This window comes from Mycobacterium sp. Dal123C01 (genome assembly GCF_052566995.1).
Genome location: NZ_CP199580.1, coordinates 1,005,874 through 1,032,310 on the forward strand (window position 1 = coordinate 1,005,874; position 26,437 = coordinate 1,032,310).

Annotated in this window: 31 protein-coding genes; 16 read left to right on the plus strand and 15 right to left on the minus strand. The window is 65.3% G+C overall.

From position 1 onward, the window contains the following. The first annotated feature begins 117 nt into the window (after positions 1-117). Complete coding sequence (locus ACTXG5_RS04800) at positions 118-1,551, plus strand: chloride channel protein (RefSeq protein ID WP_445162596.1); 1,434 nt, start codon at positions 118-120, stop codon at positions 1,549-1,551. Positions 1,552-1,557: 6 nt separating this feature from the next. Here ACTXG5_RS04800 and ACTXG5_RS04805 read toward each other — a convergent pair whose 3' ends face one another. Then, positions 1,558-2,109: a Dps family protein gene (locus ACTXG5_RS04805; RefSeq protein ID WP_445162597.1), complete on the minus strand. Its 552-nt coding sequence runs from the start codon at positions 2,107-2,109 to the stop codon at positions 1,558-1,560. A 75-nt stretch (positions 2,110-2,184) separates the two neighbouring features. Beyond that, positions 2,185-3,099 carry a DNA-3-methyladenine glycosylase family protein gene (locus ACTXG5_RS04810; RefSeq protein ID WP_445162598.1) on the minus strand — a complete coding sequence of 305 codons (915 nt, stop codon included), beginning with the start codon at positions 3,097-3,099 and terminating at the stop codon, positions 2,185-2,187. A 59-nt stretch (positions 3,100-3,158) separates the two neighbouring features. On the opposite strand from ACTXG5_RS04810, the gene ACTXG5_RS04815 reads away from it, so the two are divergent. Then, a complete protein-coding gene (locus ACTXG5_RS04815) occupies positions 3,159-3,545 on the plus strand; it encodes a nuclear transport factor 2 family protein (RefSeq protein WP_445162599.1) in 387 nt (128 codons plus the stop codon). A 15-nt stretch (positions 3,546-3,560) separates the two neighbouring features. On the opposite strand, the gene ACTXG5_RS04820 is transcribed toward ACTXG5_RS04815, so the two are convergent. Genes ACTXG5_RS04820 through ACTXG5_RS04835 form a run of 4 tightly spaced genes read right to left on the minus strand, consistent with a single transcriptional unit; the run spans position 3,561 to position 6,366 of the window. Beyond that, a complete protein-coding gene (locus ACTXG5_RS04820) occupies positions 3,561-3,941 on the minus strand; it encodes a DUF427 domain-containing protein (protein WP_445162600.1) in 381 nt (126 codons plus the stop codon). Positions 3,942-3,984: 43 nt separating this feature from the next. Continuing rightward, positions 3,985-4,836 (minus strand): class I SAM-dependent methyltransferase, encoded by an 852-nt coding sequence (locus ACTXG5_RS04825; protein WP_445162601.1) that lies wholly within the window; start codon positions 4,834-4,836, stop codon positions 3,985-3,987. A gap of 10 nt (positions 4,837-4,846) precedes the next feature. Further along, a complete protein-coding gene (locus ACTXG5_RS04830) occupies positions 4,847-5,863 on the minus strand; it encodes an NAD-dependent epimerase/dehydratase family protein (protein ID WP_445162602.1) in 1,017 nt (338 codons plus the stop codon). Beyond that, the gene (locus tag ACTXG5_RS04835; RefSeq protein WP_445162603.1) at positions 5,860-6,366 is read right to left on the minus strand and encodes a nuclear transport factor 2 family protein; all 507 of its coding nucleotides are present in this window, start codon (positions 6,364-6,366) and stop codon (positions 5,860-5,862) included. The genes ACTXG5_RS04830 and ACTXG5_RS04835 overlap by 4 nt, the downstream gene beginning before the upstream one ends. Positions 6,367-6,459: 93 nt before the next feature. Between ACTXG5_RS04835 and msrA the strand changes: the two genes are divergently transcribed. Next, entirely contained in the window at positions 6,460-6,975 is a 516-nt protein-coding gene (msrA, locus tag ACTXG5_RS04840) for a peptide-methionine (S)-S-oxide reductase MsrA (protein WP_445162604.1), read from the plus strand. Positions 6,976-6,979: 4 nt separating this feature from the next. Here the strand turns inward: msrA and ACTXG5_RS04845 are convergent, their stop codons facing one another. Then, the gene (locus ACTXG5_RS04845; protein ID WP_445162605.1) at positions 6,980-8,314 is read right to left on the minus strand and encodes a cytochrome P450; all 1,335 of its coding nucleotides are present in this window, start codon (positions 8,312-8,314) and stop codon (positions 6,980-6,982) included. 124 nt (positions 8,315-8,438) lie between these two features. Between ACTXG5_RS04845 and ACTXG5_RS04850 the strand changes: the two genes are divergently transcribed. From ACTXG5_RS04850 to ACTXG5_RS04860, 3 genes are read left to right on the plus strand one after another with little or no spacing between them, the layout of a single operon-like run. Then, on the plus strand, positions 8,439-9,056 hold the full coding sequence (locus ACTXG5_RS04850) for a TetR/AcrR family transcriptional regulator (protein ID WP_445162606.1): 618 nt from the start codon (positions 8,439-8,441) through the stop codon (positions 9,054-9,056). 44 nt (positions 9,057-9,100) lie between these two features. Further along, positions 9,101-9,313, plus strand: coding sequence for a TOBE domain-containing protein (locus ACTXG5_RS04855; RefSeq protein ID WP_445162607.1), 213 nt, complete (start codon positions 9,101-9,103; stop codon positions 9,311-9,313). Between the two features lie 8 nt (positions 9,314-9,321). Continuing rightward, positions 9,322-10,365, plus strand: coding sequence for a zinc-binding dehydrogenase (locus ACTXG5_RS04860; protein WP_445162608.1), 1,044 nt, complete (start codon positions 9,322-9,324; stop codon positions 10,363-10,365). On the opposite strand, the gene ACTXG5_RS04865 is transcribed toward ACTXG5_RS04860, so the two are convergent. Together ACTXG5_RS04865 and ACTXG5_RS04870 are read right to left on the minus strand one after the other, a co-directional pair. After that, on the minus strand, positions 10,355-11,248 hold the full coding sequence (locus ACTXG5_RS04865) for an alpha/beta fold hydrolase (protein WP_445162609.1): 894 nt from the start codon (positions 11,246-11,248) through the stop codon (positions 10,355-10,357). The two genes, ACTXG5_RS04860 and ACTXG5_RS04865, sit on opposite strands and share 11 nt — an antisense overlap. 95 nt (positions 11,249-11,343) lie before the next feature. Then, positions 11,344-12,579 (minus strand): sulfotransferase family protein, encoded by a 1,236-nt coding sequence (locus tag ACTXG5_RS04870; RefSeq protein WP_445162610.1) that lies wholly within the window; start codon positions 12,577-12,579, stop codon positions 11,344-11,346. Between the two features lie 28 nt (positions 12,580-12,607). Here ACTXG5_RS04870 and ACTXG5_RS04875 point away from each other — a divergent pair, with 28 nt between their 5' ends. Continuing rightward, positions 12,608-13,183, plus strand: coding sequence for a TetR/AcrR family transcriptional regulator (locus ACTXG5_RS04875; RefSeq protein WP_445162611.1), 576 nt, complete (start codon positions 12,608-12,610; stop codon positions 13,181-13,183). Then, a complete protein-coding gene (locus ACTXG5_RS04880; RefSeq protein WP_445162612.1) occupies positions 13,180-14,283 on the plus strand; it encodes a DUF1214 domain-containing protein in 1,104 nt (367 codons plus the stop codon). The genes ACTXG5_RS04875 and ACTXG5_RS04880 overlap by 4 nt, the downstream gene beginning before the upstream one ends. On the opposite strand, the gene ACTXG5_RS04885 is transcribed toward ACTXG5_RS04880, so the two are convergent. From ACTXG5_RS04885 to ACTXG5_RS04900, 4 genes are read right to left on the minus strand one after another with little or no spacing between them, the layout of a single operon-like run. Next, on the minus strand, positions 14,280-15,326 hold the full coding sequence (locus ACTXG5_RS04885; protein ID WP_445162613.1) for an LLM class flavin-dependent oxidoreductase: 1,047 nt from the start codon (positions 15,324-15,326) through the stop codon (positions 14,280-14,282). The two genes, ACTXG5_RS04880 and ACTXG5_RS04885, sit on opposite strands and share 4 nt — an antisense overlap. Beyond that, positions 15,326-15,850 carry an SRPBCC family protein gene (locus ACTXG5_RS04890; protein WP_445162614.1) on the minus strand — a complete coding sequence of 175 codons (525 nt, stop codon included), beginning with the start codon at positions 15,848-15,850 and terminating at the stop codon, positions 15,326-15,328. The genes ACTXG5_RS04885 and ACTXG5_RS04890 overlap by 1 nt, the downstream gene beginning before the upstream one ends. A 50-nt stretch (positions 15,851-15,900) precedes the next feature. Further along, the gene (locus ACTXG5_RS04895) at positions 15,901-17,022 is read right to left on the minus strand and encodes a fatty acid desaturase family protein (protein ID WP_445162615.1); all 1,122 of its coding nucleotides are present in this window, start codon (positions 17,020-17,022) and stop codon (positions 15,901-15,903) included. A gap of 18 nt (positions 17,023-17,040) precedes the next feature. Beyond that, a complete protein-coding gene (locus ACTXG5_RS04900; protein ID WP_445162616.1) occupies positions 17,041-18,135 on the minus strand; it encodes a ferredoxin reductase in 1,095 nt (364 codons plus the stop codon). Positions 18,136-18,204: 69 nt separating this feature from the next. On the opposite strand from ACTXG5_RS04900, the gene ACTXG5_RS04905 reads away from it, so the two are divergent. Next, complete coding sequence (locus ACTXG5_RS04905; protein WP_445162617.1) at positions 18,205-18,879, plus strand: TetR family transcriptional regulator; 675 nt, start codon at positions 18,205-18,207, stop codon at positions 18,877-18,879. 137 nt (positions 18,880-19,016) lie between these two features. Next, positions 19,017-19,844: an enoyl-CoA hydratase/isomerase family protein gene (locus ACTXG5_RS04910; protein WP_445162618.1), complete on the plus strand. Its 828-nt coding sequence runs from the start codon at positions 19,017-19,019 to the stop codon at positions 19,842-19,844. A gap of 16 nt (positions 19,845-19,860) precedes the next feature. On the opposite strand, the gene ACTXG5_RS04915 is transcribed toward ACTXG5_RS04910, so the two are convergent. Further along, entirely contained in the window at positions 19,861-20,469 is a 609-nt protein-coding gene (locus ACTXG5_RS04915; RefSeq protein WP_445162619.1) for a GNAT family N-acetyltransferase, read from the minus strand. Positions 20,470-20,551: 82 nt separating this feature from the next. Here ACTXG5_RS04915 and ACTXG5_RS04920 point away from each other — a divergent pair, with 82 nt between their 5' ends. Then, positions 20,552-21,643, plus strand: a complete 1,092-nt coding sequence (locus ACTXG5_RS04920) for a F420-dependent hydroxymycolic acid dehydrogenase (protein WP_445162620.1) — start codon at positions 20,552-20,554, stop codon at positions 21,641-21,643. A gap of 61 nt (positions 21,644-21,704) precedes the next feature. Beyond that, a complete protein-coding gene (locus ACTXG5_RS04925) occupies positions 21,705-23,039 on the plus strand; it encodes an acyl-CoA dehydrogenase family protein (RefSeq protein WP_445162621.1) in 1,335 nt (444 codons plus the stop codon). Between the two features lie 15 nt (positions 23,040-23,054). On the opposite strand, the gene ACTXG5_RS04930 is transcribed toward ACTXG5_RS04925, so the two are convergent. Beyond that, on the minus strand, positions 23,055-23,510 hold the full coding sequence (locus ACTXG5_RS04930; RefSeq protein WP_445162622.1) for a MaoC family dehydratase: 456 nt from the start codon (positions 23,508-23,510) through the stop codon (positions 23,055-23,057). 35 nt (positions 23,511-23,545) lie between these two features. Between ACTXG5_RS04930 and ACTXG5_RS04935 the strand changes: the two genes are divergently transcribed. Genes ACTXG5_RS04935 through ACTXG5_RS04950 form a run of 4 tightly spaced genes read left to right on the plus strand, consistent with a single transcriptional unit; the run spans position 23,546 to position 26,205 of the window. Further along, on the plus strand, positions 23,546-24,043 hold the full coding sequence (locus ACTXG5_RS04935) for a metallophosphoesterase family protein (RefSeq protein WP_445162623.1): 498 nt from the start codon (positions 23,546-23,548) through the stop codon (positions 24,041-24,043). A 56-nt stretch (positions 24,044-24,099) separates the two neighbouring features. Further along, positions 24,100-24,555: a MarR family winged helix-turn-helix transcriptional regulator gene (locus ACTXG5_RS04940; RefSeq protein WP_445162624.1), complete on the plus strand. Its 456-nt coding sequence runs from the start codon at positions 24,100-24,102 to the stop codon at positions 24,553-24,555. 2 nt (positions 24,556-24,557) lie between these two features. After that, positions 24,558-25,388 carry an ATP-binding cassette domain-containing protein gene (locus tag ACTXG5_RS04945; protein ID WP_445162625.1) on the plus strand — a complete coding sequence of 277 codons (831 nt, stop codon included), beginning with the start codon at positions 24,558-24,560 and terminating at the stop codon, positions 25,386-25,388. After that, a complete protein-coding gene (locus tag ACTXG5_RS04950) occupies positions 25,378-26,205 on the plus strand; it encodes an ABC transporter permease (RefSeq protein WP_445162626.1) in 828 nt (275 codons plus the stop codon). The genes ACTXG5_RS04945 and ACTXG5_RS04950 overlap by 11 nt, the downstream gene beginning before the upstream one ends. Positions 26,206-26,437: the final 232 nt, after the last annotated feature.

The following is a 26,437-nucleotide window of genomic DNA, read 5'->3' on the forward strand; positions in this document are numbered from 1 at the left end:
CATCTAGAACTACTCCTATAACCGGACTAGAGTCCGTTTATTCCTCGCTGTCACGCGGGGCGCGCCACGAGGGTTGCCCGGGTGGAAGCCGGGAGAGTCTCGGGTCAGACTCTTACGGTGAGCGAGCCGACGGAGGGGGAGCCTGGGGTCGCCCCGGCCGCGGCTGCCGGCGGGCGGTTCGGGGCATCGATCAGGAATTCGGGCTACCTGCGCAAGTGGTTCCTGCTGGGCATCACCATCGGCGTTATCGCGGGCCTTGGTGCGGTCGTGTTCTACCTGGCCCTGAAATACGCCGGAGACTTCCTGCTCGGCTATCTGGCGGACTACCGCATCCCCACACCCGTGGGCGAGGGCGGCAGCCACGGTTCCGCCGGCTTCACACGCCCGTGGGCGATTCCGTTGGTGACGACGGTCGGGGCGCTGCTGTCGGCATTACTGGTGGCCAAGCTCGCGCCGGAGGCCACCGGGCACGGCACCGACGAAGCCATCGAGGCGGTGCATACCGATCCCCGCGCCATCCGCTTCCGCGCGGTGCTGGTCAAGATGGTCGCCAGTGCGTTGACCATCGGTTCGGGCGGTTCGGGTGGCCGCGAGGGCCCGACGGCACAGATCTCGGCCGGCTTCTGCTCGCTGCTGACGCGACGTCTCAACCTGTCCGACGAGGACGGCCGGATCGCGGTCGCGCTGGGCATCGGCGCGGGCATCGGCGCGATCTTCGCCGCGCCCCTGGGCGGAGCGGTGCTGGCCGCGTCGATCACCTACCGAGACGATTTCGACTACCGCTGTCTGCTGCCCGGGTTCATCACCGCGGGAACGGCGTATGCGGTGCTCGGAGCATTCCTGGGCTTCGAACCGCTGTTCGGCTACATCGACGCCGAGTACCGCTTCGAAAAGGCCTGGCCGCTGCTGTGGTTCGTGGTGATCGGTCTGGTCGCGGCGGCAATCGGCTACCTGTATGCCCAGATCTTTCACGCCTCGGTCCGGCTCACCCACCGGCTTCCGGGCGGAGCGGTGCTCAAGCCCGCGGTGGGCGGTCTTCTGGTCGGGCTGCTGGGCCTGGTCATACCCGAGATCCTGAGCAGCGGCTACGGCTGGGCCCAACTGGCGGCCGATCGCGGCTCACTGATGCACATCCCGCTGTGGATCATCCTCGTCCTGCCGCTGGCCAAGATCGTCGCGACGTCGCTGTCGATCGGCACCGGGGGCTCCGGCGGGCTGTTCGGACCCGGAATCGTCATCGGCGCCTTCGTGGGAGCCGCCATCTGGCGGCTGGGCGAGTTGTCCGGGCTGCCCGGCATCCCCGAGGGGCCGGGAATCTTCGTGGTGGTCGGCATGATGACGTGTTTCGGCAGCGTCGCCCGGGCTCCGCTGGCCATCATGATCATGGTCGCGGAGATGACCGGCTCGTTCTCGGTCGTCCCCGGAGCGATCATCGCGGTAGGCATCGCCTCGTTGCTGATGTCGCGCACCAACGTCACCATTTACGAGGCGCAGCGGCTCAATCGTGAAACCGCCCAAGCTGAGCGCGAGCGCCAAGCGGCACCCGACTAGTAGCGACTACTTAGACTTGCCGCGCGCGGTGCTCGCGGCGCTCTTTTCCGTGGACTTGCCCCCGTGGCTCAACTTGCCACCCGCGCTCTCCAGATGTGCGCGCACAAACCACTGGAACTTCTCCAGCGGGCCGGCCTGCCCGATCAACATATCCTGGGTCACCTGATCGAGTTCGTCTGTCTCGTCGATGGCCTGGCGGAGATCTTCGATCACGCCGTTGTAGACCAAATCCAGCGCAGCCAAGTGCGCCGGCACGGTGTCGCGGCCGACCGAATAGTCATCCCAGGACCGATCCCTGATAATCGCGCCGGGCGTGCCCTCTGGCGAAGCACCAAGGGCCGCAATACGTTCGGCGACATCGTCGGCAAAGGCACGCACCGCCTCGACCTGAGGGTCGATCATCTCGTGCACACCAATGAAGCTGGGTCCCACCACATTCCAGTGAATATGCTTCAGCGTCAGGTGCAGATCGTTGTAGGTGCTCAATTGCTTCTGCAACAGTTCGGCGAGCCGCGCACCCTGTTTGTCGGTCAAGCCCGGAATGGTGAACTGCGTCATCGATCGCTCCCCTGCGTGTCGTAGCCGTCAATTCTCGACGGGTACCCGATGACCCGGCTCGAAAACACATGCTGGTCAGAGCGCGTGGATTTGCTGCACCGGCAGTCGCGCGCCACGCCGCGGCTCAATTGCCAGTCCGCTGGCTTCGAGCAGGCGGACCACCCGGTGGCGGTGCGGTCGCATCGGTTCCAGCAACTCGAGCATCACCGCGTCATCGACCGGATGGCCCACGAGTGTCCAGCCGATCATCTTCGGGATGTGGTAGTCGCCCACCGAAACGGCGTCGGCGTCGCCGAGCGCACGCTGCATGGTCTCGGCGGCGGTCCACTCCCCGACTCCCGGCAGCGACATCAACGCGTCGCGAACCTGCGCCGCCGGCCGTGACACGAGCCGTTCCAGCGAGGCCGCCCGGCGCGCACAGATCACCACGGTCTGGGCTCGCCGCGGATCGATGTTGGCGCGATGAAACTCCCACGACGGGATGTTTCGCCACACCTCGGCCGGCGGCAGCACGCGCATGCCGACCGGCGCCGGACCGGGCGCCGGTACGCCGTACTTGGATACCAGCACCCGCCACGACGCGAACGCGTCGGCGCCGGGCACCCGCTGCTCGATGATCGCCGGGATCAGGGCTTCCAGTACCTGCCCGGTGCGGCCCAGCCGCAGGTGTGGGACTCGCCGGTGCGCGGCAGCAACCGTCGGGTGCGCGGGCACGAAGTCCGACGCGTCGTCGTCTGCGCCCAGGAGCGCGGGTAGCCGTTCGAGGAATTCCTGGGCGCCGCTGCCCCAGGCCTCGCACTGAGCCGCGTTGGGAGCCGCGCGGCTGATGCGCGCCGTGACGGGTCCGCTGGGCAGCAGGCTGGTCCGCCACATGGTCCCGTCACCCGGGAGGCGAAAGCACGGGTCCCGGGGACCGCGGCGAAGTGGCGCCAGGGTGTGCCCGAAGCTCACCGCCCCGGGGAACGTCACAATGCGCGCGCTCTTCGCCAAAACTCCGGATTCCGCTCTGATTGACCGTCCACTACCTGCCAAGACAATATTGCGAGGTGATGACGCCGTTCGACGCTCCCAATGCCGAGCTGGCCTGGATGTTCATCCAGAGCCTGAGCGAGGGCGGCGATCTCGACGAGGGTTTCGCACTGCTCAGCGACGACTTCACCTATTGGAGCCTGTTCACCCGCGCGTCCTACGACAAACAAACCCTGCGGCGCGCGACCGAACGACGCAAACAGGTCCTCGAGCTCACCATCGATCTGCTCCGCTGCATCAATGAGGGAGACACGGTGGTCGTGGAGGCGCATGCCACCGGCACCAACTCCGAGGGCCCGCGATACGACACCCCGTTCGTGTGCATCTTCGAGACCCGCGACGGAATCATCATTTCGATGCGCGAGTACAGCGATACCCGCACTCAGGCCACCCTGCTGGGCGAGTGAGCCCCGCGCGCCGAGCTATTCGGCGATGACGCTGATGTCGGCTTTGTCGGGGTAGAACGCGACGTGCCCGGCGATCTCGGCCACCGCGGGATACGGCTGCTCGTAGGTCCAGATCACATCCTCGACGGTGTCACCGGCTGAGGTGGTCACGGCGTAGTAGCTGGCGTCGCCTTTGAACGGGCAGTAGGTCACGGTTTCGGTGCGCGTCAGCCGTTCCTGTGCCACGTCCTCCAGCGGAATGTATTGCACCGCAGGGATAGTGGCTTCCCGTAACTCCAGGGCCGCGGTGGTGTCCGCGACCAGCTCGCCGTTCACGCGAACCTGGACCCGTCCCTTGGTCGGGGCGATGTCGATCGGGTGCCCGGCGTTGGGTTCCAGGACTTCCTTGTGAGTCATGCTTATTCCTCCTCAGACGTACGAGTGCAACACCGGCAGGCGGTCAAGACTTCCCGGCCTCGACCGGTCCGAATGCGTAGCGGTGGTATTGCGACATCGTTCGGAATGCCGGTACCGCCGCCATCGCCCTGCCGATCCAGCGCACCACCGGCGAAACCATGTCGAACGTATCGCTGTCGAAGACCGATTCCCAGACCAAGACCCGCACCCCGGGAATGGCATCGACGATGTCACTCGGCCCGTCGATGCCCCAGTGCAGCTTCGAGCCGGAGCGCCGGACGACGGCATTGATCACCTGCGATCGAATGCCGAACGTGTTGAACGCGTCGAACTGCAATTCGCCGGACCCGAACCGATCGACGACGCGGCGAAGCAGCGCCAGCCCGTCGTCTTTCGTCAGATACATGGTCAGGCCCTCGCCGAGGAACAGCACGGGACGATCGGCCGGTACCTCGGCCAGCCAGGACGGATCGGTGACGGAGGCGGGCAGCATCCGGTAGTTGGTCCGGCCCGGGTAGACCCGCTCGCGCAGACTGATGACTTCGGGGTAGTCGACGTCGTACCACCGCACGCCCGCACCCGGATCCAGCCGGTACACCCGGGCGTCCAGGCCACACCCCACATGCAGCACCGTGACTTTTTCGCAGGCCTCGTCGTGCACGGCGAGGAACTGTGGGGCCCAGTTGTCGAAGTGCGCGGTGCGTACAGCGACCGACGGAGCGCGCCGCGCATCGATAGTCGTTGCGTCCCAGTCATAGTCGATGCGCTCGACGGCGGCCTTGGCGTAGTGGTCGTTGAGGATCGAGTTGGGAGCGTCGGCGTCGAGCGCTTTGGCGTACAGCGTTGCCAGCATCGTCTGCGGCGGCCCGTTCAGATCGACGCGTATCCGGTCCATGGGGCCGAGCCTATTCGGGTTGCGCGGCCGTTCGGGGGGTGCGCATCGCGGCCCAGAACCGGGCGGCCTCGCGGATCGATTCCTCGATCGGGCGCGGCTGCCAGCCCAGCTCCCGCTTCGCCTTGCCGCTGTCCACAGGAGCTTCCGCGCGCATCATCCGCACCGACGTGAGGCTGAGTTGGGCGTCCGTGCCGGTGAGCTTGGCCTTGGCTGTGCCCGCCGCGGCCAGCGCATAGAGCATCGGGACTGAGATCGCGCGTTGCGGCGGCGGGACACCTGCCTCGTCGGCCGCGATCCGTATTGAATCGTTCAACGCCATCATCCGTTCGGAGACGAGGTACCGCTCGCCAATCCGGCCGTGCTCGGCGGCCAGGATCATGGCCCTGGCGGCGTCATCGACGCCGACGACCTCCAGCTGAATTCCGTTCATCAGGAACGGCAGCTTGCCGAAGACCGCACCCGCGATGAAGGCACCGTGCGGGGTGCCGGCCCAGTCGCCATCGCCGTACGTGGTGGACACGCACATCGCGACGGCGGGCAGGCCGGCGTCGGCAACGTAGCGCATGACCAAATTCTCGGCCTGGACCCGGGATTGGACGTAGGGCGTCAGCCCGCGGGAGGCGATCACATCGTCTTCGGTCGCCACATGGCCGTGCCGTCGGCCCACCGTCGCGTAGGTGCTGGTGAAGATGAACCGGCTCAGGTTGGGCTGCTTGACGGCGACATCAAGAACGTTGCGCAGTCCCTCCACGTTGGTGCGAAATAGCGGCGACGGGTCACGCAGCCACGCGCGGGTATCGACGACGCAGTAGTACACGTCGTCGACCCCGTCCATTGCTTCGCGCACCGTGTCGGTGTCGAAGACGTCGCCGTGAAACCGGGTGAGCTCGAGGTCGTCGATCGAGCGGGTATTGGCGCCCTCGCGCACCATCGCCCGCACTTGCGCACCTTTGGCGACGAGCTGGCGGGTCACATGTGAGCCGAGAAAACCGTTGGCGCCGATGACAAGTTTGGGTTTGCTGCTCACTGGGCGCCACCGTACTGCTCCATGAAGCGCGCAGCGTCCTCGTCCAGGGTGCCCAGTTCCTGCGCCTTACGGCACCATTTCAACGCGGCCTGCACGAAGCGCAGCGGGTTGTAGATGTCTTCTTGCTGACGCCACAGACCGTCGCCGGCGTAGGTGATGATCGAGATGTTCGTCGCGGTGATCACGCTGCCGTCACCCGGATCCTTCATCGGGTTGTCCAGTTCCATGATGATCCGCCCGGTGGGCTCGTCGATGACCGACCACAGCGACGGGAACGCGACCATATGGCTGCCCGGATAGGTGCTCATCGTCCGCTTGATCCACTCGCGCACCTCATCGCGGCCACGCATGGTGCCGGCGGCATGCTCGATGTACAAGACGTCGGGCGTGTAGTGCTCGACCCAGGCGTCCCAGTCTTGGGATTCGGCCGCCCTGGCAACCGTCTGCTCGAATTTCTCGAAGGCGGCGGCCAGTTCGCTACGCGAGAACGAAGGGGCACTCATAGCGCGGCCTGCGATTCCTGTTTTGCGGCGCCGTTGCAGCTCATCGGCGGAGTGTAACCTGGGCTGATCATGCGCCAGGTGGGAGGACAAGAAATGACAGACACCCAAAAAGCGATCCTCGCCGGCGGCTGTTTCTGGGGAATGCAGGACCTGATCCGCAAACTGCCCGGGGTGGTCTCGACGCGCGTCGGTTACACCGGTGGCGAGGTCCCCAACGCGACCTACCGCAACCACGGCACGCACGCGGAGGCCATCGAGATCGGCTACGACCCGTCGGCCACCGACTACCGCGCCCTGTTGGAGTTTTTCTTCCAGATCCACGATCCGACAACGAAAAACCGGCAGGGCAACGACCGCGGCGCCAGCTATCGGTCGGCGATCTTCTACGTCGACGACGAGCAGAAGCGAATCGCGCTGGACACCATCGCCGACGTCGAGGCCTCCGGGCTATGGCCCGGGAAAGTCGTGACCGAGGTCAGTCCCGCCGGTGACTTCTGGCAGGCCGAGCCCGAGCACCAGGACTATCTGGAGCGCTACCCCAGCGGATACACCTGCCACTACATCCGTCCCGGCTGGAAACTGCCGCGGCGGGCGTCCGCCAACCAGTAGCGGTTCAGCGCCGCCGCACCACGACCCGGCCGCCGTCCTTCGGCGTGAACGCGACCCCGCGGGAGTGCCAGGGCTCATCCGGCGCGTCAGTGGTCTCGATAGTGAAGTGGCGCAACACTGTTCGGAGCACCACGTCCAATTCCATGTTGGCGAATGCCGCCCCGACGCACCGGCGAGTCCCGCCACCGAACGGAATCCAGGACAGTGCCGACGGCTTTGTGCCGATGAACCGCTGCGGGTCGAAGCGCCCGGGATCGGGAAACACGTCGGGGTTGTCGTGCAGCTGCGCGATGCCGACGATGATGGACTGGCCGCGCGGAATCACCCACTCGCCCAGTTGATAGGTCTCCGGGTAGACGTGGCGACCGGCGAAATCGATGACGGTTCTGGCCCGTTGGACCTCCAGGATCGTTGCCTGGCGCAGCTCGTTGCCCCCTTCAGTGGCCCCGTCGGCCTCCTCGACCAGCGCGGCCAATAGCTCCGGATGCCGGCTGATCCGCTCGAATGCCCACGCCAGCGTGGACGCGGTGGTTTCGTGCCCGGCGGCTAGCAGGGCCAGGAGTTCGTCGCCAATGTCCTTGTGTGACATCGTCGAACCATCGTCGTAGCTGCTGCGCAGCAGCAGTGCGAGCACATCGTTGCGATCGGCGAAGTTCGGGTCGGCCTGCTCTGCCGCGATCAACTTCTCGATGACGTTGTCGTACTGGTCGCGCCACTTGTCGAGCCGGTGCCACGGGCTGAACCGCCCATAGTTCCGCTTCGGTTTGGGCAGCGAAGCCAGACGTGAGCCCAGAGTGACCCACGGCGGGATCAGCCGGCGCAACTCGTCGAGCTCGGCGCCGTCGGCGCCGAACACCGCGCGCAGGATCGCGCTCAGCGTGATCCGCATCATCGGCGGCAGCGTGGCGAACGGCTCACCCTGCGGCCAGTCGGCGGTCTCGCGCAACGTCTCTTCTTCGACAATGGTCTCGTAGTTCTTGATGCTCTTGCCGTGGAACGGCGGCGCCAACAACCGTCGTCGGCGGCGGTGGTCGTCGCCCTCGAGCGCGAAGACGGAACCGTAGCCGAACAGCCTGCCCAGATTGGGCTGGATGTTGCCGAGTTCGTCTGGGCTGGTGGTGAAGATCTGCTTGGCCAGCTGCGGGTCACTGACCGCGATGACGCTCCCCCACATCGGGAGCTTCAGCGCGACGACAGGTCCATAGCGACGCGACAGTCGTCGCATCATCGAGCGCCGTGACATCGCAAAGCCAAGGCCCTGCACGATCTTTGGGGCCCGGGCCCTCGGGGGCAATCTGACTGCGGGGGCCCGCGCGGCGGCGGTGGCTGCTTCGCTCATGGCGTCATTGCTCCCAACATCTGCTCCGGTCGGGTTGGTACCGCGGTGTACCACAGACCTCCTCGCGTACGGTACTCTGAAGTACCAAACCTGACAAGGGTCTCCATGGAAAGGACCACCGACGATGCCATCCGCGACAACGGCGATAGCAGCGGTTGATGTCGCGGTTGTCCAAGATCCTTTCCGGCTCCGGTTGCTCGACGGCCTCGCCACCTCGATCGGCGAACGTGGCTACCGCGCCAGCACCGTCGCCGACGTCGTGCGCCACGCGCGCACGTCCAAGCGGACGTTTTACGACCAATTCGCCAGCAGGGAAGAGTGCTTCCTCGAGCTACTGGCCACCGACATAGAAAAGCTCGGCGAGAGCATCACCGCCGCTGTTGATCCCCAAGCCGACTGGCACCGGCAGATCCGTCAGGCCGTCGAGGCCTACGTCGCCTACATCGAAGCCCGGCCGGCCATCACGTTGAGCTGGATTCGCGAGCTCCCCTCACTGGGAGCCATCGCGCGCCCCGTCCAGCGCCGCGGGCTGCAGCTGTTGTCCAACCTGCTGATCGACCTCAGCGCCAACCCGGGATTCCGGCGCGCCGACCTGCCGCCGTTGACCGCGCCGCTGGCCGTGATCCTGCTGGGCGGGCTGCGGGAACTGACCGCGCTTGCCGTCGAGGACGGCCGGCCCGTCCGCGACATCGTCGAACCGGCCGTGGATGCGTCCATCGCACTGCTCGGTCCTCGCGGCTAGCCCAAGGGTTAGGCTCAACGCAGCCCTAGACACGGAGGACTGCAATGCGGCTATCCACTCGAAACCAGCTCAAAGGGACCATCACCGAGGTTGACCTCGGGACCGTGATGGCAGTAGTCAAGATCAAGCTCGACGGTGGCGACCAGGTCGTCACGTCGTCGGTCACCAAGGATGCGGCACTCGACCTGGGCCTGGCGGTCGGCCAGCCCGCGACGGTGTTCATCAAGTCCACCGAAGTCACCATCGGGGTCGAGTAGCGCCACCCATGACCTCGACCATGCGCGCCGAGCGTTTCTACGCGGATACCAAAACGGTTGCCCTGGAAGATGTTCCAATCCCCGAGCCGGGACCGGGCGAAGTTCTGGTCAAAGTGGCGTTCTGCGGGATCTGCCACTCGGACCTCAGCCTGATCAACGGAACCTTTCCCACTCAGGCGCCGGTGGTGACCCAGGGCCACGAGGCCTCCGGCACGATCGCGCAGCTGGGACCCGGCGTGACCGACTGGGCCGAGGGCGAGCGGGTGGTGGTCGCCGCCGGCCGGCCGTGCCAGAGATGCTCGAACTGCCGCCGCGGCGACACGGTCAACTGCCTACGGATTCAGTTGATGGCCTTCGCCTACGACGGCGCCTGGGCCGAATACACCGTGGCCCAAGCGTCCGGACTGACCCGCGTGCCGGACAACGTCCCGCTGGAGCAGGCCGCAATCCTGGCCGACGCGGTGTCCACGCCGTACGGCGCGGTGGTCCGGACCGGGAAAGTGGCTGTCGGAGAAGCGGTCGGGGTGTGGGGTGTGGGAGGGGTCGGGACACACATCGTGCAGCTTGCGCGATTGATCGGTGCGGCACCCGTGATCGCCTTCGACATCAATCCGGCCGTTCTGGAACGTGCCGTCGAACTCGGCGCGGACTATGCCTTCGACTCACGCGACGACGACCTGCGGGACAAGATCGCCGAGGTTAACGGTGGTCGCAAACTGGACGTAGCGTTCGATGCTGTCGGATTGAGCGTGACGTTCGAGCAGGCTCTGGCCTGCCTGCGGCCCGGCGGCCGGCTGGTGGGTGTGGGAATGAGTGCGGAGTCACCGAGCGTCGGGCCCACGGCCATGTTCGCACTGGCCCACAAGCAAGTGCTCGGTCACCTCGGCTACCAGAACGTCGACATCGAGACCCTCGTTAAACTGGTTTCGCTTGGGCGCCTGGACCTTTCGCGCTCGATCAGCAGGATCGTATCGCTCGAAGACGTCCAGTTGGGGATCGAGATGCTGGACCGCGCCGACGGCAACCCGATCCGGATCTTGGTCAAGCCGTAAGAAACGCTCGAAGCCGGTCGAGCACCAGCTCGGGCCGCTGCGCGACGATCCAGTGGCCGACGCCGTCGACCAGCTCCACCTCGAAATCGCTTATGTGGTCCGCGTATCCGTCGGTCAATTCGGGTGTGATCACCGGATCGTCGGTGCCCGTCAGCCAGCGAACGGGGACGTCGACACGAGCGTCCGCGTACGCGCCGCGCACCCAGCGCAGCATTTCTCCGGTCTGGTAGCTGCGGTACCAGCGCGAGCCCGCCTCGGCGTGGCCGGGCTGGCGCATGCACTCGGAGTACATCCGGGCATCATCCTCGGGAATCGGGAACCCGCCACCCACCCAAGAACTCAGCATTCGGAAGAACGGCGCTTCGAGATGGCTGATCAACCGGGGACCAATAACGGGTAGCGCAAGGGGAATCTGGTACCAGAGCCGCCAGAGATTGGGTAGCGACGAAAGACTGAGCTTCACGAGGGGTGCAACGGTATTGATCCCGAAGAAGCCGGTCACCTTCTCCGGGTGGCGCAGCATCATGATGAACGCGGCAGGTCCGCCCCAGTCGTGGGCGACGAGCTTGACCTTGTCGACGCCCAAGTGGTCCAGCACGCCCGCAAGATCCTCGGCCATCTCGGTCTTCAGATACCGCGAGCGGGGCGCCGAACTCCAGCCCGCCCCCCGCAGATCCGGGCACAACACCCGGTAGCCGTCGGCGGCCAGCGGACCGATCAGTTCGTGCCACTCCCACCAGTTCTCCGGGAAGCCGTGTACCAGCATGACGGCTGGTCCGTCGGCCGGACCGGCGTCCGCGACGTGGATCGTGACACCGTCGCCGAGGTCAACGTAGCGGTGTTCCACAACGACTGCGCCATCCAAAGCGGGCATAGTGACCATGTGTTCAGAACCTATCCCAGCGCCGGGAAGGTGCGCGAGACCGAGCCAATGACGAATTGCCTCCCAGCGAGCCGAAAGCGGGAGCCCCAAACGAGCTAAGCCAGGAACCGCTCGACGTAGGGTGCGAACCGTTCGCGTAGAGCATGCTCCTGTAGCCCGAACATTTCGAACGACGTTTCGACGTTTCCCAATCGGCCGCGCTGGTGCCCCGCCAGATAGTCGGCAATTGACTTCCGCGCTTCGACGGTGAACGGTTCGCCGGCCAGGGCGTAGACCCGCTCGGCAACACCGAATTCGTCGGCCATGAAGTCATCGAAACGGATGTCGATCGAACGCTGCGGACCGATGGCGTCACGATCGCGGACGAGTGCGGTGAGCATCTGATCGAGGCGGTCGATCCAGGAGTTGGCGATCTGTTCCACCGGCACCGGTGAGCGGTGCATGCGGGCCGAGTAGGTGATCATCGCGATCATCGACAGCGCCACCGGAACCGGGTCGCGGTGGGTGAACACGACGATGCTGTCGGGGAAGACCCGATCGAGCACCCGTACCTGCTCGAGATGCTGGGGCGACTTGAGTAGCCAGCGGCTCCCTCCGCGCAGGAACTGCATCGCCTTGAGTTGAGTGGCGAGGTATTCGTAGTGGGGCGTCTGGTCGTGGGTTTGGTAATAGTCACGCCAGCGCGGCACGTCGGCCAGGGTCTCCAGCAGCATCGTGGACACGTCGTTGGCCAGCAGCTGGATCTCCTCGTGGACGTGGTCGGTGGTCATCTCGTGCATGAGCGGGAAATGCGGCATCACCATGTTGATCACCCCGACCGCGACGTCCATCCGCGCTCGCCGCGGATCAGGCTCAATTCCAACCTCATTCGGCAACGGAAACGGCTCGACGCTTTCCCAGTACGGCATGGTGCGGAAGGAAGGCGGGGCCGCCAGCAGGTTGTGCAGGTGCGTGGTGCCGGTGCGCGGCAGACCGGCAATCACCAGCGGCGACCGCAGTTCGATGTCGGTGATCTCGGGATGCCGACTCAGTAAGTCGGTCAACAGCAGCCGGTTCTTGAGCACCTGCAGCAGTTGCCCATAGAAGTTCACCACTCCGGCGCCGTGCAGCCCGTCGATCTCGCGCAGCGCGGCCAGGTAGACGTCGAGACGTTCGCGGTAATCGCCGGGCCCGAAATCGTGCAGGCCGGTGTCGGCGCCGGCCTTCTCGTGCAGCGCGTCGGCGTCCAACGGGCACAAGGGGGCCATCGTGGCCATCATGTCGAGGATCTGCTGGCCCTCGGCGCTGAATTGGGGCTGGGCTAGGTCGTCAAGGCGAACGGCGTTGGTCACGGCGACTTATGTTACTCTGAGTTTCGTAATGGTTGTAGACTTTGGTCGACCCCGCGATCCGCGAATTGACGGAGCAGTGCTGCGCGCCACCGTCGAACTTCTGGCCGAGACCGGCTATCCCGGGCTCCTGGTTTCCGCGATCGCCGAGCGCGCCGGCACCAGCAAGCCCGCGATCTACCGGCGCTGGCCGAGCAAGGCGCACCTCGTCCACGAGGCGGTGTTCCCGATCGGCGCCGCGACGGAGATTCCGGACGCCGGGTCGCTGCCCGCTGATCTGCACGAAATGGTCCGTCGCTCAATGGTTTTCCTGACCACCCCGGCCGCCCAGGCGGCACTGCCCGGCTTGGTCGGCGAGATGGCGGCGGACCCGACCCTGCACTCGGCGCTGCTGGAGCGGTTCGCCGGCGTCATCGGCGGTGGCCTCGCCGAGTTGCTGCAGCGGGCCGCGGACCGGGGCGAGGTCCGGCCCGACGTCACCGCCGCCGAATTAACCGAAGCCATCGCCGGCATCACCCTGATGGGTCTGCTCACCCGCGTCACCGAACTCGACGACACCTGGATAGACCGCACCACCACATTGCTCCTGAAAGGAATCAGCGCATGACGCACGAATCGACAGCAGCGTGGAAAGAGTTACTTGCCACCATCGGGGACGTCGATCGTTCCTTCCTGGAAGGCGACCGTGCGGTGACCGACGACCGCCACGTTGCCGACGGCTACCGCATGCTGGCCACCACCCTGGGCGTGGCCTTCGACACCTACCTGTTCGCCGAACCCGGTCGACCCCAGTTCGTCGCGGTCAACACCCCGTTCCGTCGCGATCGTCGCTGGGGGGGCGACAACACCGACGCATATTACTTCATCTGCCCAGTCGACCCGAAGCGGCGCTATCGCATAAGCGGCAATAAGGGCGACAGCGTGTATTTCTCGGTGACCGCCTACAACGAACCCTCGCCGGGCGCATGGTCGGACCGCATCGTGGCGATCGTCCGCGACACCGATCTCGACATCGACGCCGATGGCAACTTCTCCTTCGAATTCCCCGCGACACAAGATGCGGCCGTGCTGATGACCCGCGACTACCAGGCCGACCCACGGACCGGGCGCCCCGTTGTCTGGAAGATCGAGGCGCTCGAGGAGCCCGACCCGATCCGGCATGGCGACGACGAGACCGCGGCCAGCCTGCGGGCCGCCGCCGCTTGGATGCGAATGATGTTTGCCATCGTGCCGATGCCGGTCGGGACGCGTGTTGACGAAAAGCACGGGCTAGGTCACGAAACTGCTCACGCCGCAAATCAATTCGCCGACCCCTATCAGGTGCCCGACGCCAACTTCGGCTGGTCGGCCCGCGACGCCTGCTACTCCTACGGCAGTTTTGTGCTCGACGACGACGAGGCGCTGGTCATCACCCATCGGCCGCCGTCGTGCAGGTTCTGGAACCTGGTGGTGTGGAACCAATTCATGGCCAGCTACGGCGACGTGGATGCCCGTTCCTCCCTCAATAACCACAGCGCCGTCCCTAATAGCGATGGCTCGGTCACGATCGTCTTGTCCCGCGAGATAACCGCCCACCCGAATTCGCTGACGACGCTGGGCTATCCGCGTGGCAACCTTGCGTTCCGGTGGTTCCTCACCGATGCGGTGCCCGCACGCGCGGAGGTCGAACTGGTCAAGGTATCGGACGCTCCGACCGACGTGCACTAGGTCTGGCGCACCAGCTCGATCGCCCGGCCCAGCGTGGCCAGCTTGGCCTCCAACGTGTCACCGGCGGGATACAGCCGCACCGTGTTCACACCGGCGTCGCGCCATACCGCGAGCCGTGCCCGCGCCATGTCCTCGGTGCCGATGAGCGTGGTGGCCAGCACCATCTCGTCGGTCACCAGCTGCACGGCGCCCTCGCGATCGCCCTGCTGCCAGCGTTCGCGCACCGCGGCGGCGACCTCGGCCCAGCCCTGCCGGCTATAGGCCTGGTTGTAAAAGTTCGTGCTCGACGACCCCATGCCGCCCAGGCTGAAGGCGAGTTCCTTTTTGCGGCTGGCGATCATGCCACTGAGTTCGTCCTCGTCGGCCGCGAAAGCGACCTCGGCGCCCTGACAGATGTCGATGTCGGCGCGGGTGCGGCCAGCGGCGGCGACGCCGGCGTCGAGGTGGGTGAAGTACGCCTCGGCCGCGCCCTCCGGGACGAAGCTGGTGCCCAGCCAGCCGTCGGCGATCTCCCCGGTCAACCGCAGCATCGCCGGTGACAGCGCGGCCAGGTAGATCGGGATGTCGTGCTGGGGCGCGGTGGACAACCGCATCGGCACCGCCTCACCGGGGCGAGGGATCTGGAATTCCTTGCCGGAATAGGAGATCTTGCCTCCAGCGAACACCTGCCGCACGATGTCGACGGTTTCCCTGATACGGGTCAGCGGCCGACTGAACGAGACGCCGTGCAGGCCCTCGATCACCTGCGGGCCCGAGGCGCCCAGCCCGAGCAAAAACCGGCCGTTCGACAGGTTGGACAGCGTGATCGCGGTTTGAGCGACCGCGACCGGCGAGCGGATACCGACCTGCAGGATGCCGGAACCGAGCAGCATCTTCTCGGTACGCGCGGCGAGGTAGCCCAGCGCCGACGGTGCATCCGAACCCCACGCCTCGGCGACCCAGCACACGTCGAGACCCAGCTTTTCCGCCTCGACAGCCAGTGTCACCACTTGGGCGACTTCGTCGCTGCCGCCGGATAACTCGACTGTCGTCGCGGTGCGCATCAGCGCACCCCCTGTTCGGCGAGTCTCTTGATGGCCGCCAAGGTCTTGCTGATCGCCGCCTCGAACTCACGCATCCGCACGAACACGATCTTTTCTTCTTTGTCGGGCATCGAGTCGATCGCCACCGACAGCCCCGAGCGTCCCGGGCCCATCTGCATCCAGTAGCTCAGGTCGGTTCCCCCGTCTCGGGGGGTCACCCGGAATCGCCAGACCGATGAGGGGAAATCGGCATCTGCGACCGCCCAGGCGAATTCGCGCGGCGGGTCGCAGGCGACGATGTACGAGGTGGTGCTCCATTCCCCGAACGAGTCGTGCTGGCTGTGTCCGACGAAGCTCGCCCCGGCTTTGGGCCGATCGGCGCCGCCGGCCCACTCCACGGACTGCAACTCGCTGCTGAATGTCGGCATCAGCTTGATATCCGAGATCAGATTCCAGACCCGGGCCGGATCGGCGTCGATCCACGTCGAAACTTCCACCGTCGGCTTATCCGCATAACGTGCACCGGTCCATTCCACCGAACCCATTGTGCCCTTTCCGGGGCGGGAGTCACGCCGTCCCCTACCCGGGGCGGGAGTCACGCCGCGACGGACTCGCGATCGGCAGGCTTGCCGGCCTTGATCTTCGGCAGCAACGACGACAGTTTCCCCGGAACCGGGAAGGTCAGCTTGACGATCTTGCGTACGACGGTGCCGAACTGCTGAGGCAGCGGGCCCTGGTTGTACGGGATCCCGTAGCGCTCGCAGATCTCCTGCACCTGGGCTGCGATCTCCGAATACCGGCGGGCCGGCATGTCGGGGAACAAGTGGTGCTCGATCTGGTGCGACAGGTTGCCGGACAGCAGATGGAATATCTTGCCTCCGGTCAGGTTCGCCGAACCCAGCACCTGGCGGAAGTACCACTGACCGCGGGACTCATCCTTGGTCTCCTCGACGGTGAATTCCTGGGTGCCGTCCGGGAAGTGGCCGCAGAAGATGATCATGTACGACCACACGTTGCGCATCAGGTTGGCGGTGAGGTTGCCGGTGAAGACGAACGGCGCGAACGGTCCGGCCAGCAACGGGAACGCCACATAGTCTTTGAGCGCCTGCCGGCGGGTCTTTTTCCAGATCGCCTTGATCACGTCGCGCTTGTCGCGCAGCCGGATCTCACCGGAGCGGATGCGCTCGGTTTCCAGTTCGTGCAGTGCAACGCCGTATTGGAACAGCACCATCAGCAGGAATGCGTAGACGGGGTTGCCCAGGTAGTAGGGATGCCAGCGCTGGTCCTCGCTCATCCGCAAGATGCCGTAGCCGATGTCGCGGTCCATTCCCACGATGTTGGTGTGCGTGTGGTGCATGTAGTTGTGCGAGTGCCGCCATTGGTCGGCCGGGCACGCCGTGTCCCACTCGAATGAGCGGCCGGAGATGGTCGGGTCGCGCATCCAGTCGTACTGGCCGTGCATGATGTTGTGGCCGATCTCCATGTTGTCCAGGATTTTCGACACTCCCAGCATCGCGGTTCCCAGCAGCCAGGCCGGCGGCAAGAACAGCAGGGCCCGTCCGCCGACTTCCAGCGCACGCTGGGCCTTGATCACGCGGCGGATGTAGTCGGCGTCTACCTCGCCGAGTTCTGCCATCACGCGATCTCTGATGGCGTCGAGTTCACGGCCGAATTCGTCGGCCTGTTCGGGGGTAAGGGTGATCTTGTTCTGTGACATGATGTTTCCTCCCATGATCTAGAGCGATAAGTCGACGTCGCCGACCGGGACGGACACGCAGATCTGAATGTCCTCGTCCGGCACACTGGACACCGCGCCGGTGGTCAGGCTGCGTACGGTGCCGGCGTTCTTGCGTCGGGTACAGGTGTGGCAGATGCCCATTCGGCATCCGTTCGCCGGGGCCAGGCCAGCCGATTCGGCCTGTTCCAGCAGTGACCGGCCATCGTCAACGGCGTCAATGCCGCTGTCCGCGAAGGTAATCCGGCCGCCCGTTGGGTTCGCTGGCGCCTCGATGACCGGCGGCACGAAGCTCTCGGTGGACACGTTGTCGCAGTGCTCTCGCACTGCCTCCACCAAAGTGGTTGGCCCACAGACGAACACCGCGTCCGGTGCGGGCATGGCCGCGGCCAGGTGGTCGGGTCCGAAGCGGCCGGCGAGGTCACCCGAACCCGAACGGGTGAACCCATGCAGTACCCGCACACCGGGCAGCGCGGCCAGCTCGTCGCGGTAGCACGCTTCTTCGGCGTTCGGCGCGTAGTGGACAAAGGCCAGTTCGCCTTGGTGGCCCTCGGCGACCAGCGTGCGCAGCATCGCCATGACGGGTGTGATGCCGCTGCCGCCGGAGACGAACAGGATCCGCTGCGGCCGTTGCGCCGGCACGACGAAGTCACCTCCGACGCCCGCCAGGCCCACCACCATGCCGCGACGGGCGTGTTCGTATAGGTAGGTCGAGACCAGCCCGCCCTCGTGGTGACCGATCGTCAGCTCGAGGTGGTTGCCGCCTTCGCTGTTGGCGGGTGAATAGCAGCGGGCGTGGCGACGACCGTCGATGTCGACCGTGAGGTTGACGTACTGGCCGGCCTTGACGGCCTGGGCGGATGTGAAGCTCAGGTTAGGAGCAAGGGTGAGAGTGACGCTGCGCGGCGTGGTGCGGCGCACATCGACGACCTTGGCGCGGGCCTCGCCCAGCGTCCAGGTCGGCGCCACCAGCTCGGTGTAGCGATCAACACCGTGCGGACCGGTAAGCAGGTCTACCAGGTCAGAACCCAGGACTCGCTTCCGAAAAGCTTGGACGAAACTCCGACTGGAAGTTTGCGTTGTTTCAGTGAACATATGTACACCGTCCTCTGAGACTGTGCAGCTAGTCAAGGCTTTCTGCTGGTCTGTGGTAGGGTTCACACAGTGAACGGTCGTACTCCTAGCTCACGGCCGCACCGGTCTAGTCGCGAGCGTTCCCGGGAAAGCCCGTCGCGTGAAGAGCGCAAGGAAGCGACCCGGCGCGCCATCATCGCCGCGGCACTCAAGCTGCTGCAGGACCGCAGCTTTTCCAGCCTGAGCCTGCGTGAGGTGACGCGCGAGGTGGGAATCGTGCCCGCGGCGTTCTATCGGCATTTCGAGTCGATGGAGGCGCTCGGGCTCGTGCTCATCGACGAGTCGTTTCGCAGCTTGCGCGACACCCTGCGCGACGCGCGCGCGGGCAAGCTCGACCCGAACCGGGTGATCGAGTCGTCCGTCGAAATCCTGATCGCCAGCGTCGCCGATCGACGCGAGCACTGGCGTCTGATCGCCCGCGAGCGCAACAGCGGGCTGAGCGTCCTGCGCTACGCGATCCGCACCGAGATCCGGCTGATCACCTCCGAGCTGGCCACCGACCTGGCGCGCTTCCCCGGGCTGCACGAGTGGAGCACCGAGGACCTCAATGTGTTGGCGACTCTGTTCGTCAACTCGATGATCGTGATCGCCGAGGCGATCGAAGACGCCCAGAGCGCCGAGACGCTGGAAGACATCCGGCGTATCGCCGTCAAACAACTGCGAATGATCGCCATCGGTATCGCCGGCTGGCGAAGCAGCCCCTGATCCGTTACCGCAGCACGATTTCGCGGGGACCGCGAGACCGAAACGCTAGTAATACGGCACATTTTCAGGTTTGCTCGACTCGAGGCAGGCATCGCGTCGACGACACTCGTCGGGGCGTGCACCCCGAAGGAGAGCACATGACCGACAATTTGGGCGACCGTCTGCGGGTCAACGAGATCTCGCCCGCGTACTGGCAAGTGACGATCGATAACCCGCCGATCAATATGTACGACCCGCGCATGTTCGCTGCGTTCAATCAGCTGATGGACAGGATGGATGGGGCCGAAGAGCTCCGTATCGTCGTGTTCGACAGTGCAAATGCGGACTATTTCATCGCTCACTACGACCTCGAGGACGAGTCGGTGCCCGACGTGCCGGGGGCGGCTGAGTTCACCCGCTGGCCGGAGTTCGTCACCCGACTGGCGCAGTCCCGGATAATTTCCGTCGCCAAGCTGCGTGGTCGCGCCCGCGGCCACGGCAGCGAGTTCGCGCTTGCCTGCGATATGCGCTTCGCCAGCAAGGAAAAAGCGATTCTCGCCCAAGTGGAAGTCGGTTGCTCGGTCGTCCCAGGGGGCGGTGCGACGGAATGGCTGAGCGCCTTGGCTGGTCGCTCCCGGACGCTGGAGATCATCGCCGGCGCGGATGACTTTGACGCCGAAACGGCCGAAAAGTACGGATGGGTGAACCGAGCCATTCCCGATGCGGAACTCGATGCTTTCGTCGATAACTTTGCCCGCCGAGTCGCCAGCTTCGACAAGAAGCCGCTGCAACTGGCCAAACAGCTGGTGAACGCCCGGGCGGGTGTCCCGCTGGAAGGTGACCGGTGGCTCTCTAACCACGCGTTCATCGGCACGACGACGTGGCCGGCCACCCAAGAGCGCATCGGAAAGCTGATGGAGGCCGGCCTACAGCAGGACGGCGACTTTGAGCGAGCGCTGGGCCACAACGTCGGCAAACGCTATTGACGCCGGCAGGCCGCCGCTAGCGCGGATCCCGCCACATCGCCCACAGTGGTGGGCCGCCGTTGGGCAGCGCGATCTCTTGGGTGACCTCAAAGCCGAAACGCAGGTAATAGGGCACGTTCTCGGGCTTGCTCGACTCGAGATACGCCGGAGCATGCTCGGCGTCGCAGCGGTCGAGCCGCGACCGCATCAACACCTGCCCATAGCCCTGGCCGCGCACCGCCGGGTCGCTGCCAATCGCGGCCAGATACCAGTGCGGCTCTTCGGGATGTTCGCGCTTCATCATTTCCTGGATGCCCCGCGCCATCCCCGTCTGCAGGCCGAACACCCGCAGGAAGGCCGGCGTCATCGCGAACTGGGCCCAGCGGGATTCCTGCCATTGATTCGGCGGATCCCACAGGGCGGCCGCACCGATGCCGGGTCCGTCGTGGGCCACCTCGACGCCGCCGCGCGGCAGATGGTGGTGTCGGGTCATCGCCGAGAACATCCGGGTCAGATGCGTGGTCCGCGTCATGCTGTTGGGAAATATCCAGGCCATTACCGGGTCGTCGAAAAAGGCCCGGCTCAGAGTGGCCGACAGCTCGTGCAAGTCGGCTTTGCGCGCCGGACGTGCCTGGGGAGGAGCCATGACGCCAGGCTAGTGGGTGACCCGCGGAATGAACACGGAATTCCTCGGGCGTGACGGTGCAGGCGATGGGTACCCTGGCTCGATGACCGGACTTTCGCGACGGACATTCGGGCGCATCGCGACAGGGGCGGGCGTGCTCGGCGCCGGCGGATTGGCCGGCGCGTGCGCCACCAATCATCGCGGCACGCCCGAAGGCCTGCCACCGCCGGCCGCCAAGGGCGTGGGAATCACGTTGTCGCACGAGCAATTTCGAACGGATCAGCTGGTGGCGCAGGCACAGGCGGCCGAACGGGCCGGCTTTCAGTATGTCTGGGCCAGCGACCACATCCAGCCTTGGCAGGACAACGAGGGCCACTCGATGTTCCCGTGGCTGACCCTGGCACTGGTAGGCAACACCACCAGTCGCATCTCCTTTGGTACCGGGGTCACCTGTCCGACCTACCGCTATCATCCGGCGACGGTGGCGCAGGCGTTCGCCTCGCTGGCGATCCTGAATCCAGGTCGGGTCTTCTTGGGGCTCGGCACCGGTGAGCGGCTCAACGAACAGGCCGCCACCAACACGTTCGGCAAATACCAGGAGCGTCACGACCGGCTGGTCGAGGCGATCGAGCTGATCCGTCAGCTGTGGAGTGGTCAGCGAATCTCTTTTGCGGGCCGCTATTTTCAGACCAACTCGCTCAAGCTCTACGACGTGCCGCCAGCGCTACCGCCGATCTTCGTCGCCGCCAGCGGACCCAAAAGCGCAAGGCTGGCAGGGCAATACGCGGATGGCTGGATCACCCAGGCCCACAATCTCACGAACTTAAAACTACGGGCCGCGCTCGATGCCGGCGCGAAGGCCGCCGGGCGCGATCCCGCGGGTCTGGGCAAGCGCGCCGAACTGTTCGCCTTCGTCGGCGAAAGCGACGAGGCTGCCCGCGCGGCGGCGTTGTGGCGCTTTACCGCCGGGGCCGTCGACCAACCCAATCCGGTCGAAATTCAGCGTGCGGCGGAGTCGAACCCGATCGAGAAGGTGCTCGCCAACTGGACGGTCGGCACCGATGCCGCCACGCACATCACTGCGGTGCAATGGGTTCTCGACGGCGGCGCCGTGCCGTTTGTGCACTTCCCGCAGGGCGACCCCATCGCCGCCATCAACTTCTATCGCGATTACGTCCTGCCCAAGCTGCATTAAGGAGTCGCCGCTCTGCTGCCCCTTGGCGACCGCATTTACGATGGGGTGGCTCCACTCAACGATGCCGGTGCGACGGTGCACCGGGGAACGGTTGGCCACGGTGTGGGACTTCGAAACGGACCCGGAATACCAGGCGAAGCTGGACTGGGTCGAAAAGTTCATGGTCGAGGAGCTGGAACCGCTCGATCTGGTAGCCCTTGATCCCTACGACAAACAGAACGCCGAGATGATGTCCATCCTGCGGCCGTTGCAGCAGCAGGTGAAGGACCAAGGTCTATGGGCCGCGCATCTGGGGCCAGAACTCGGCGGCCAGGGCTACGGCCAGGTCAAGCTCGCGCTGCTCAACGAGATCCTCGGCCGCTCGCGTTGGGCGCCGTCGGTGTTCGGCTGCCAGGCACCCGACTCCGGCAACGCCGAGATTCTCGCGTTGTTCGGCACCGACGAGCAAAAGGCGCGCTACCTGCAGCCGTTGCTCGACGGCGACATCACGTCGTGCTACTCGATGACCGAGCCGCAGGGTGGCTCCGACCCCGGCATGTTCGTGACAGAGGCAACCCGCGACGGTGACGACTGGGTCATCAACGGGGAGAAGTGGTTTTCCAGCAACGCCAAGCACGCGTCGTTCTTCATCGTGATGGCCGTCACCAACGCCGAAGCCCGTACCTACGAAAAGATGTCGCTGTTCATCGTTCCGGGCGAGACTCCGGGCATCGAGATCATCCGCAACGTCGCGGTCGGAGGCGAGTCGGGCAAGCACGGTTCGCACGGTTACGTGCGCTATAAGGACGTCCGCGTCCCCGCCGATCACGTGCTGGGCGGTGAAGGCTCGGCGTTCATGATCGCGCAGACCCGCCTCGGCGGCGGGCGCATCCATCACGCGATGCGCACAATCGCGCTGGCGCGCAAGGCTTTCGACATGATGTGCGAACGCGCGGTGTCACGCAAGACCCGACAGGGGCGACTGTCCGACTTCCAGATGACCCAGGAGAAGATCGCCGACAGCTGGATCCAGATCGAGCAGTTCCGGCTGCTGGTTCTACGCACCGCGTGGTTGATCGACAAGCACCACGACTACCAGAAGGTGCGCCGCGACATCGCGGCGGTGAAAGTCGCGATGCCCCAGGTGCTCCACGACGTCGCGCAGCGGGCCCTGCACCTGCACGGCGCGCTCGGCGTCTCCGATGAGATGCCGTTCGTCAAGATGATGGTGGCCGCCGAGTCACTGGGCATCGCCGACGGTGCTACCGAGCTGCACAAGATGACGGTGGCCAGCCGCACGCTGCGTGAATACCAGCCTGTGACAACGCCTTTCCCATCGGCACACATACCGACCCGGCGCGCCGAAGCCCAAGCCCACCTGGCGCAACGACTGGAGCACTCGATCGCCGAGTTTTAACGGCCGAGCCCGCTTTCAGGAGATGTAGCGAACGATGCTTTCGGCCACACAGGCCGGCTTCGGCGACCCGTCGATCTCGACGGTGGTCGATACCGTCGCCTGCACGGCCCCGTTGCCGACGTCTTCGACGTTGACCAGTGAACTCTGCGCACGCACCCTGGAGCCGACCGGAACCGGCGCCGGGAAGCGAACCTTGTTCAGCCCGTAGTTGATTGCGAGTTTGATGCCTTTGACGGTGTACATCTCATGTTGCAGCCGGGGCAGCAGCGCCAGGGTCATGAAGCCGTGGGCGATCGTCTTACCGAATGGGCCGGCGGCCGCCCGTTCCGGGTCGACGTGGATCCATTGATGATCGCCGGTCGCGTCGGCGAAGAGGTTGACGTCTTCCTGAGTGATGGTCACCCAATCGCTTTGCCCAATGGTCTCGCCTGTGGCGGTGGCAAGGTCGGCGACTGACTCGAAGGTGCGCATGCTTTCTCCTCTGCTCGCGGGTAAGCATAGAACTCGTGAGGCTGCTGTTGATTGCCGATACCCACGTCCCGGTACGCGCCCGCGATCTGCCCGCCCCGGTGTGGGAGGAAGTCGCGAAGGCGGACGTCGTCATCCATGCCGGCGACTGGATAACGCTCGAGTTGCTCGACGAACTGGAATCCCGAGCCGCCCGGCTGGTCGCATGCTGGGGAAACAATGACGGGCCGGCGTTGCGGGCACGAATGCCGGAGCGAGCGGACGTGACATTGGCGGGTGTGCGCTTCACCGTCGTGCACGAGACCGGCGCCGCCACCGGCCGCGAAGCCCGGATGTCACGGCTGTATCCAGACAGCGAGGTGCTGGTCTTCGGCCACAGTCACATCCCGTGGGATACGACGACCAAGACCGGGCTGCGCCTGCTCAATCCGGGATCGCCGACGGATCGCCGTCGGCAACCGTTCTGCACCTACATGACCGCCGGCGTCGACAACGGCACCGTGATGGACGTCACGCTGCACCGCCTCGACAAGTAGCCCAGATATAAGCCCTGCATAGCTTCCACACATAGATAGCTCGTAAACAGAGCTATATGCACGCAGTGAAATCACGTACCGACCCGGTCGCCGAGGTGTTCGGCGTCGTCGGCCGATTCCGCCGCCAGTTGCGCAGGTCTGTCGGCCGGGGACTCGACCCCGCGCGAGTCACCGAGTCACAGGCGGAGCTGCTATGGCTGGTCGGCCGGCGACCGGGGATCTCGGTTCGCGCCGCGGCAGCCGAACTCGGGCTGGTTCCCAATACCGCCTCGACCATGGTTTCCAAGCTGGTCGCCAACGGCTTGCTGATCCGGACCGTCGACGAGACCGACCGTCGCGCCTGCCAGCTGCGGCTCGCCGAGCCCACCCAGCAGATCGTCGACGCATCCCGGGCCGCCCGGCGCGCGCTGCTGGCCGAGGTGCTGGGCGAATTAGACGACGACCAAATCGAGTCTCTGACAAAGGGGTTGGAGGTCCTTGACACGGTGGCCCGCAGATTACAGGAGAGATGACTATGACGAAATTACTACCGATGGCAATCGACTGCCGGCACCTAACCTTCCGTTACGGCCAGTTCACCGCCGTCGATGACCTGACGTTGCAGGTGCGGCCCGGCGAAACGCTGGGACTGCTCGGACCCAACGGCGCCGGAAAGACCACCCTGGTGCGGATGCTGACGACGCTTACCCCGGTGCAGCACGGTGAGCTGCACATCTTCGGGCTGGACTCCCGGCGTCAGACCGTCGACATCCGCAGCAATATCGGATATGTGCCACAACAACTTTCGATCGAGCCAGGGTTGACCGGCCGGCAGAACGTGGAATGGTTCGCCCGGCTGTACGGCGTACCGCGGGCCGAGCGCGCCGACCGCGTCGAGCAGGCATTATTTGCCATGGAGCTACTCGAGGTGGCCGACCGGCTGGCGGGGACCTACTCCGGCGGCATGGTGCGCCGCCTGGAGGTGGCCCAGGCACTGGTCAACCGCCCGTCGCTGCTGGTGCTCGACGAGCCGACCGTCGGGCTGGACCCGATCGCCCGCGACGGCGTGTGGACACAGGTGCGCAGCATGCAGGCCCAGTTCGGCATGACCGTGCTGCTGACCACTCACTACATGGAGGAAGCCGACGCGTTGTGCGATCGAGTCGCGTTGATGCACCGTGGCGTGCTGCGGGCGGTGGGCACTCCCACCGAGTTGAAGTCGACAGTGTCGTCCGGCGCCACACTCGAGGACGTCTTCCGCCACTACTCGTCCTCGGACCTCAGCGGTGACGCGTCGTCCGAATCGGGAACATCCGAATTCCGCGAAATCCGTTCCAGCAGAAAGGTTGCCAGCCGTGCCAGTTGATCACACCTGCGAAGCCCCGGCAGCCACCCTGGTGCGCGCACCACGCGGATGGCAGCGGGTCGGTGCAACGTTCGGGCGCGTCGGCGCGTTCGCGATCGTCGAACTGCAGAAGCTGCGGCACGACCGCACCGAACTTGTCACCCGGATGGTGCAGCCGGCGCTGTGGCTGCTGATCTTCGGAACGACATTCAGCAAATTGCACGTCATCAACACCGGATCGGTGTCCTATCTGGCCTTCCTGGCGCCGGGCATCATCGCTCAGTCGGCGTTGTTCATCTCGATCTTCTATGGCATCCAGATCATTTGGGATCGAGACGCCGGTGTGCTGGCCAAACTCATGGTGACACCGGCACCCGCGTCGGCGTTGATCACCGGCAAGGCCTTCGCGGCCGGGGTGCGGTCGGTCGCCCAGGTCGTCGGCGTGCTGGCACTGGCTTATCTGATGGGCGTCGGCCTGACCATCAATCCGCTGCGAATCCTGGCGGCGATGGGCGTCGTGATGCTCGGTGCCGCGTTCTTCGCCTGCCTGTCGATGACGCTGGCCGGGCTGGTCCGCAGTCGCGATCGCCTGATGGGTATCGGGCAAGCCATCACGATGCCGTTGTTCTTCGCGTCGAACGCGCTGTACCCGGTCGACGTGATGCCCTCGTGGCTGCATGTGCTGAGCACCGTCAACCCGCTGAGTTACGAGGTCGACGCCTTGCGGGCGCTGCTGATCGGCACTCCACTGAATCCGCTGGACATCATCGTGTTGACGGTGGCGGCGCTGATTGGAATCGCAACCGCCTCAACGCTTTTGCGTCGGCTAGTTGCCTAAGCCGTCGAATGCGATGCGCTGCCAATGCAATAGCGCATGCGCTATCACATTGCAAGATGGCCGCATGATTCCGAGAGCCGATCGTGACCTGTTTGCAATGATTCCTGGCCGACGCTCAATCGTTAGCTAACCGCGATCCGCCACCCCGGCCACGACGAACGAATAACGCCCCACGTCTGTGTTTGACTCCCGGAGAACAGATTCCACCGCGTCATGCGGCAGATGAAAGTTG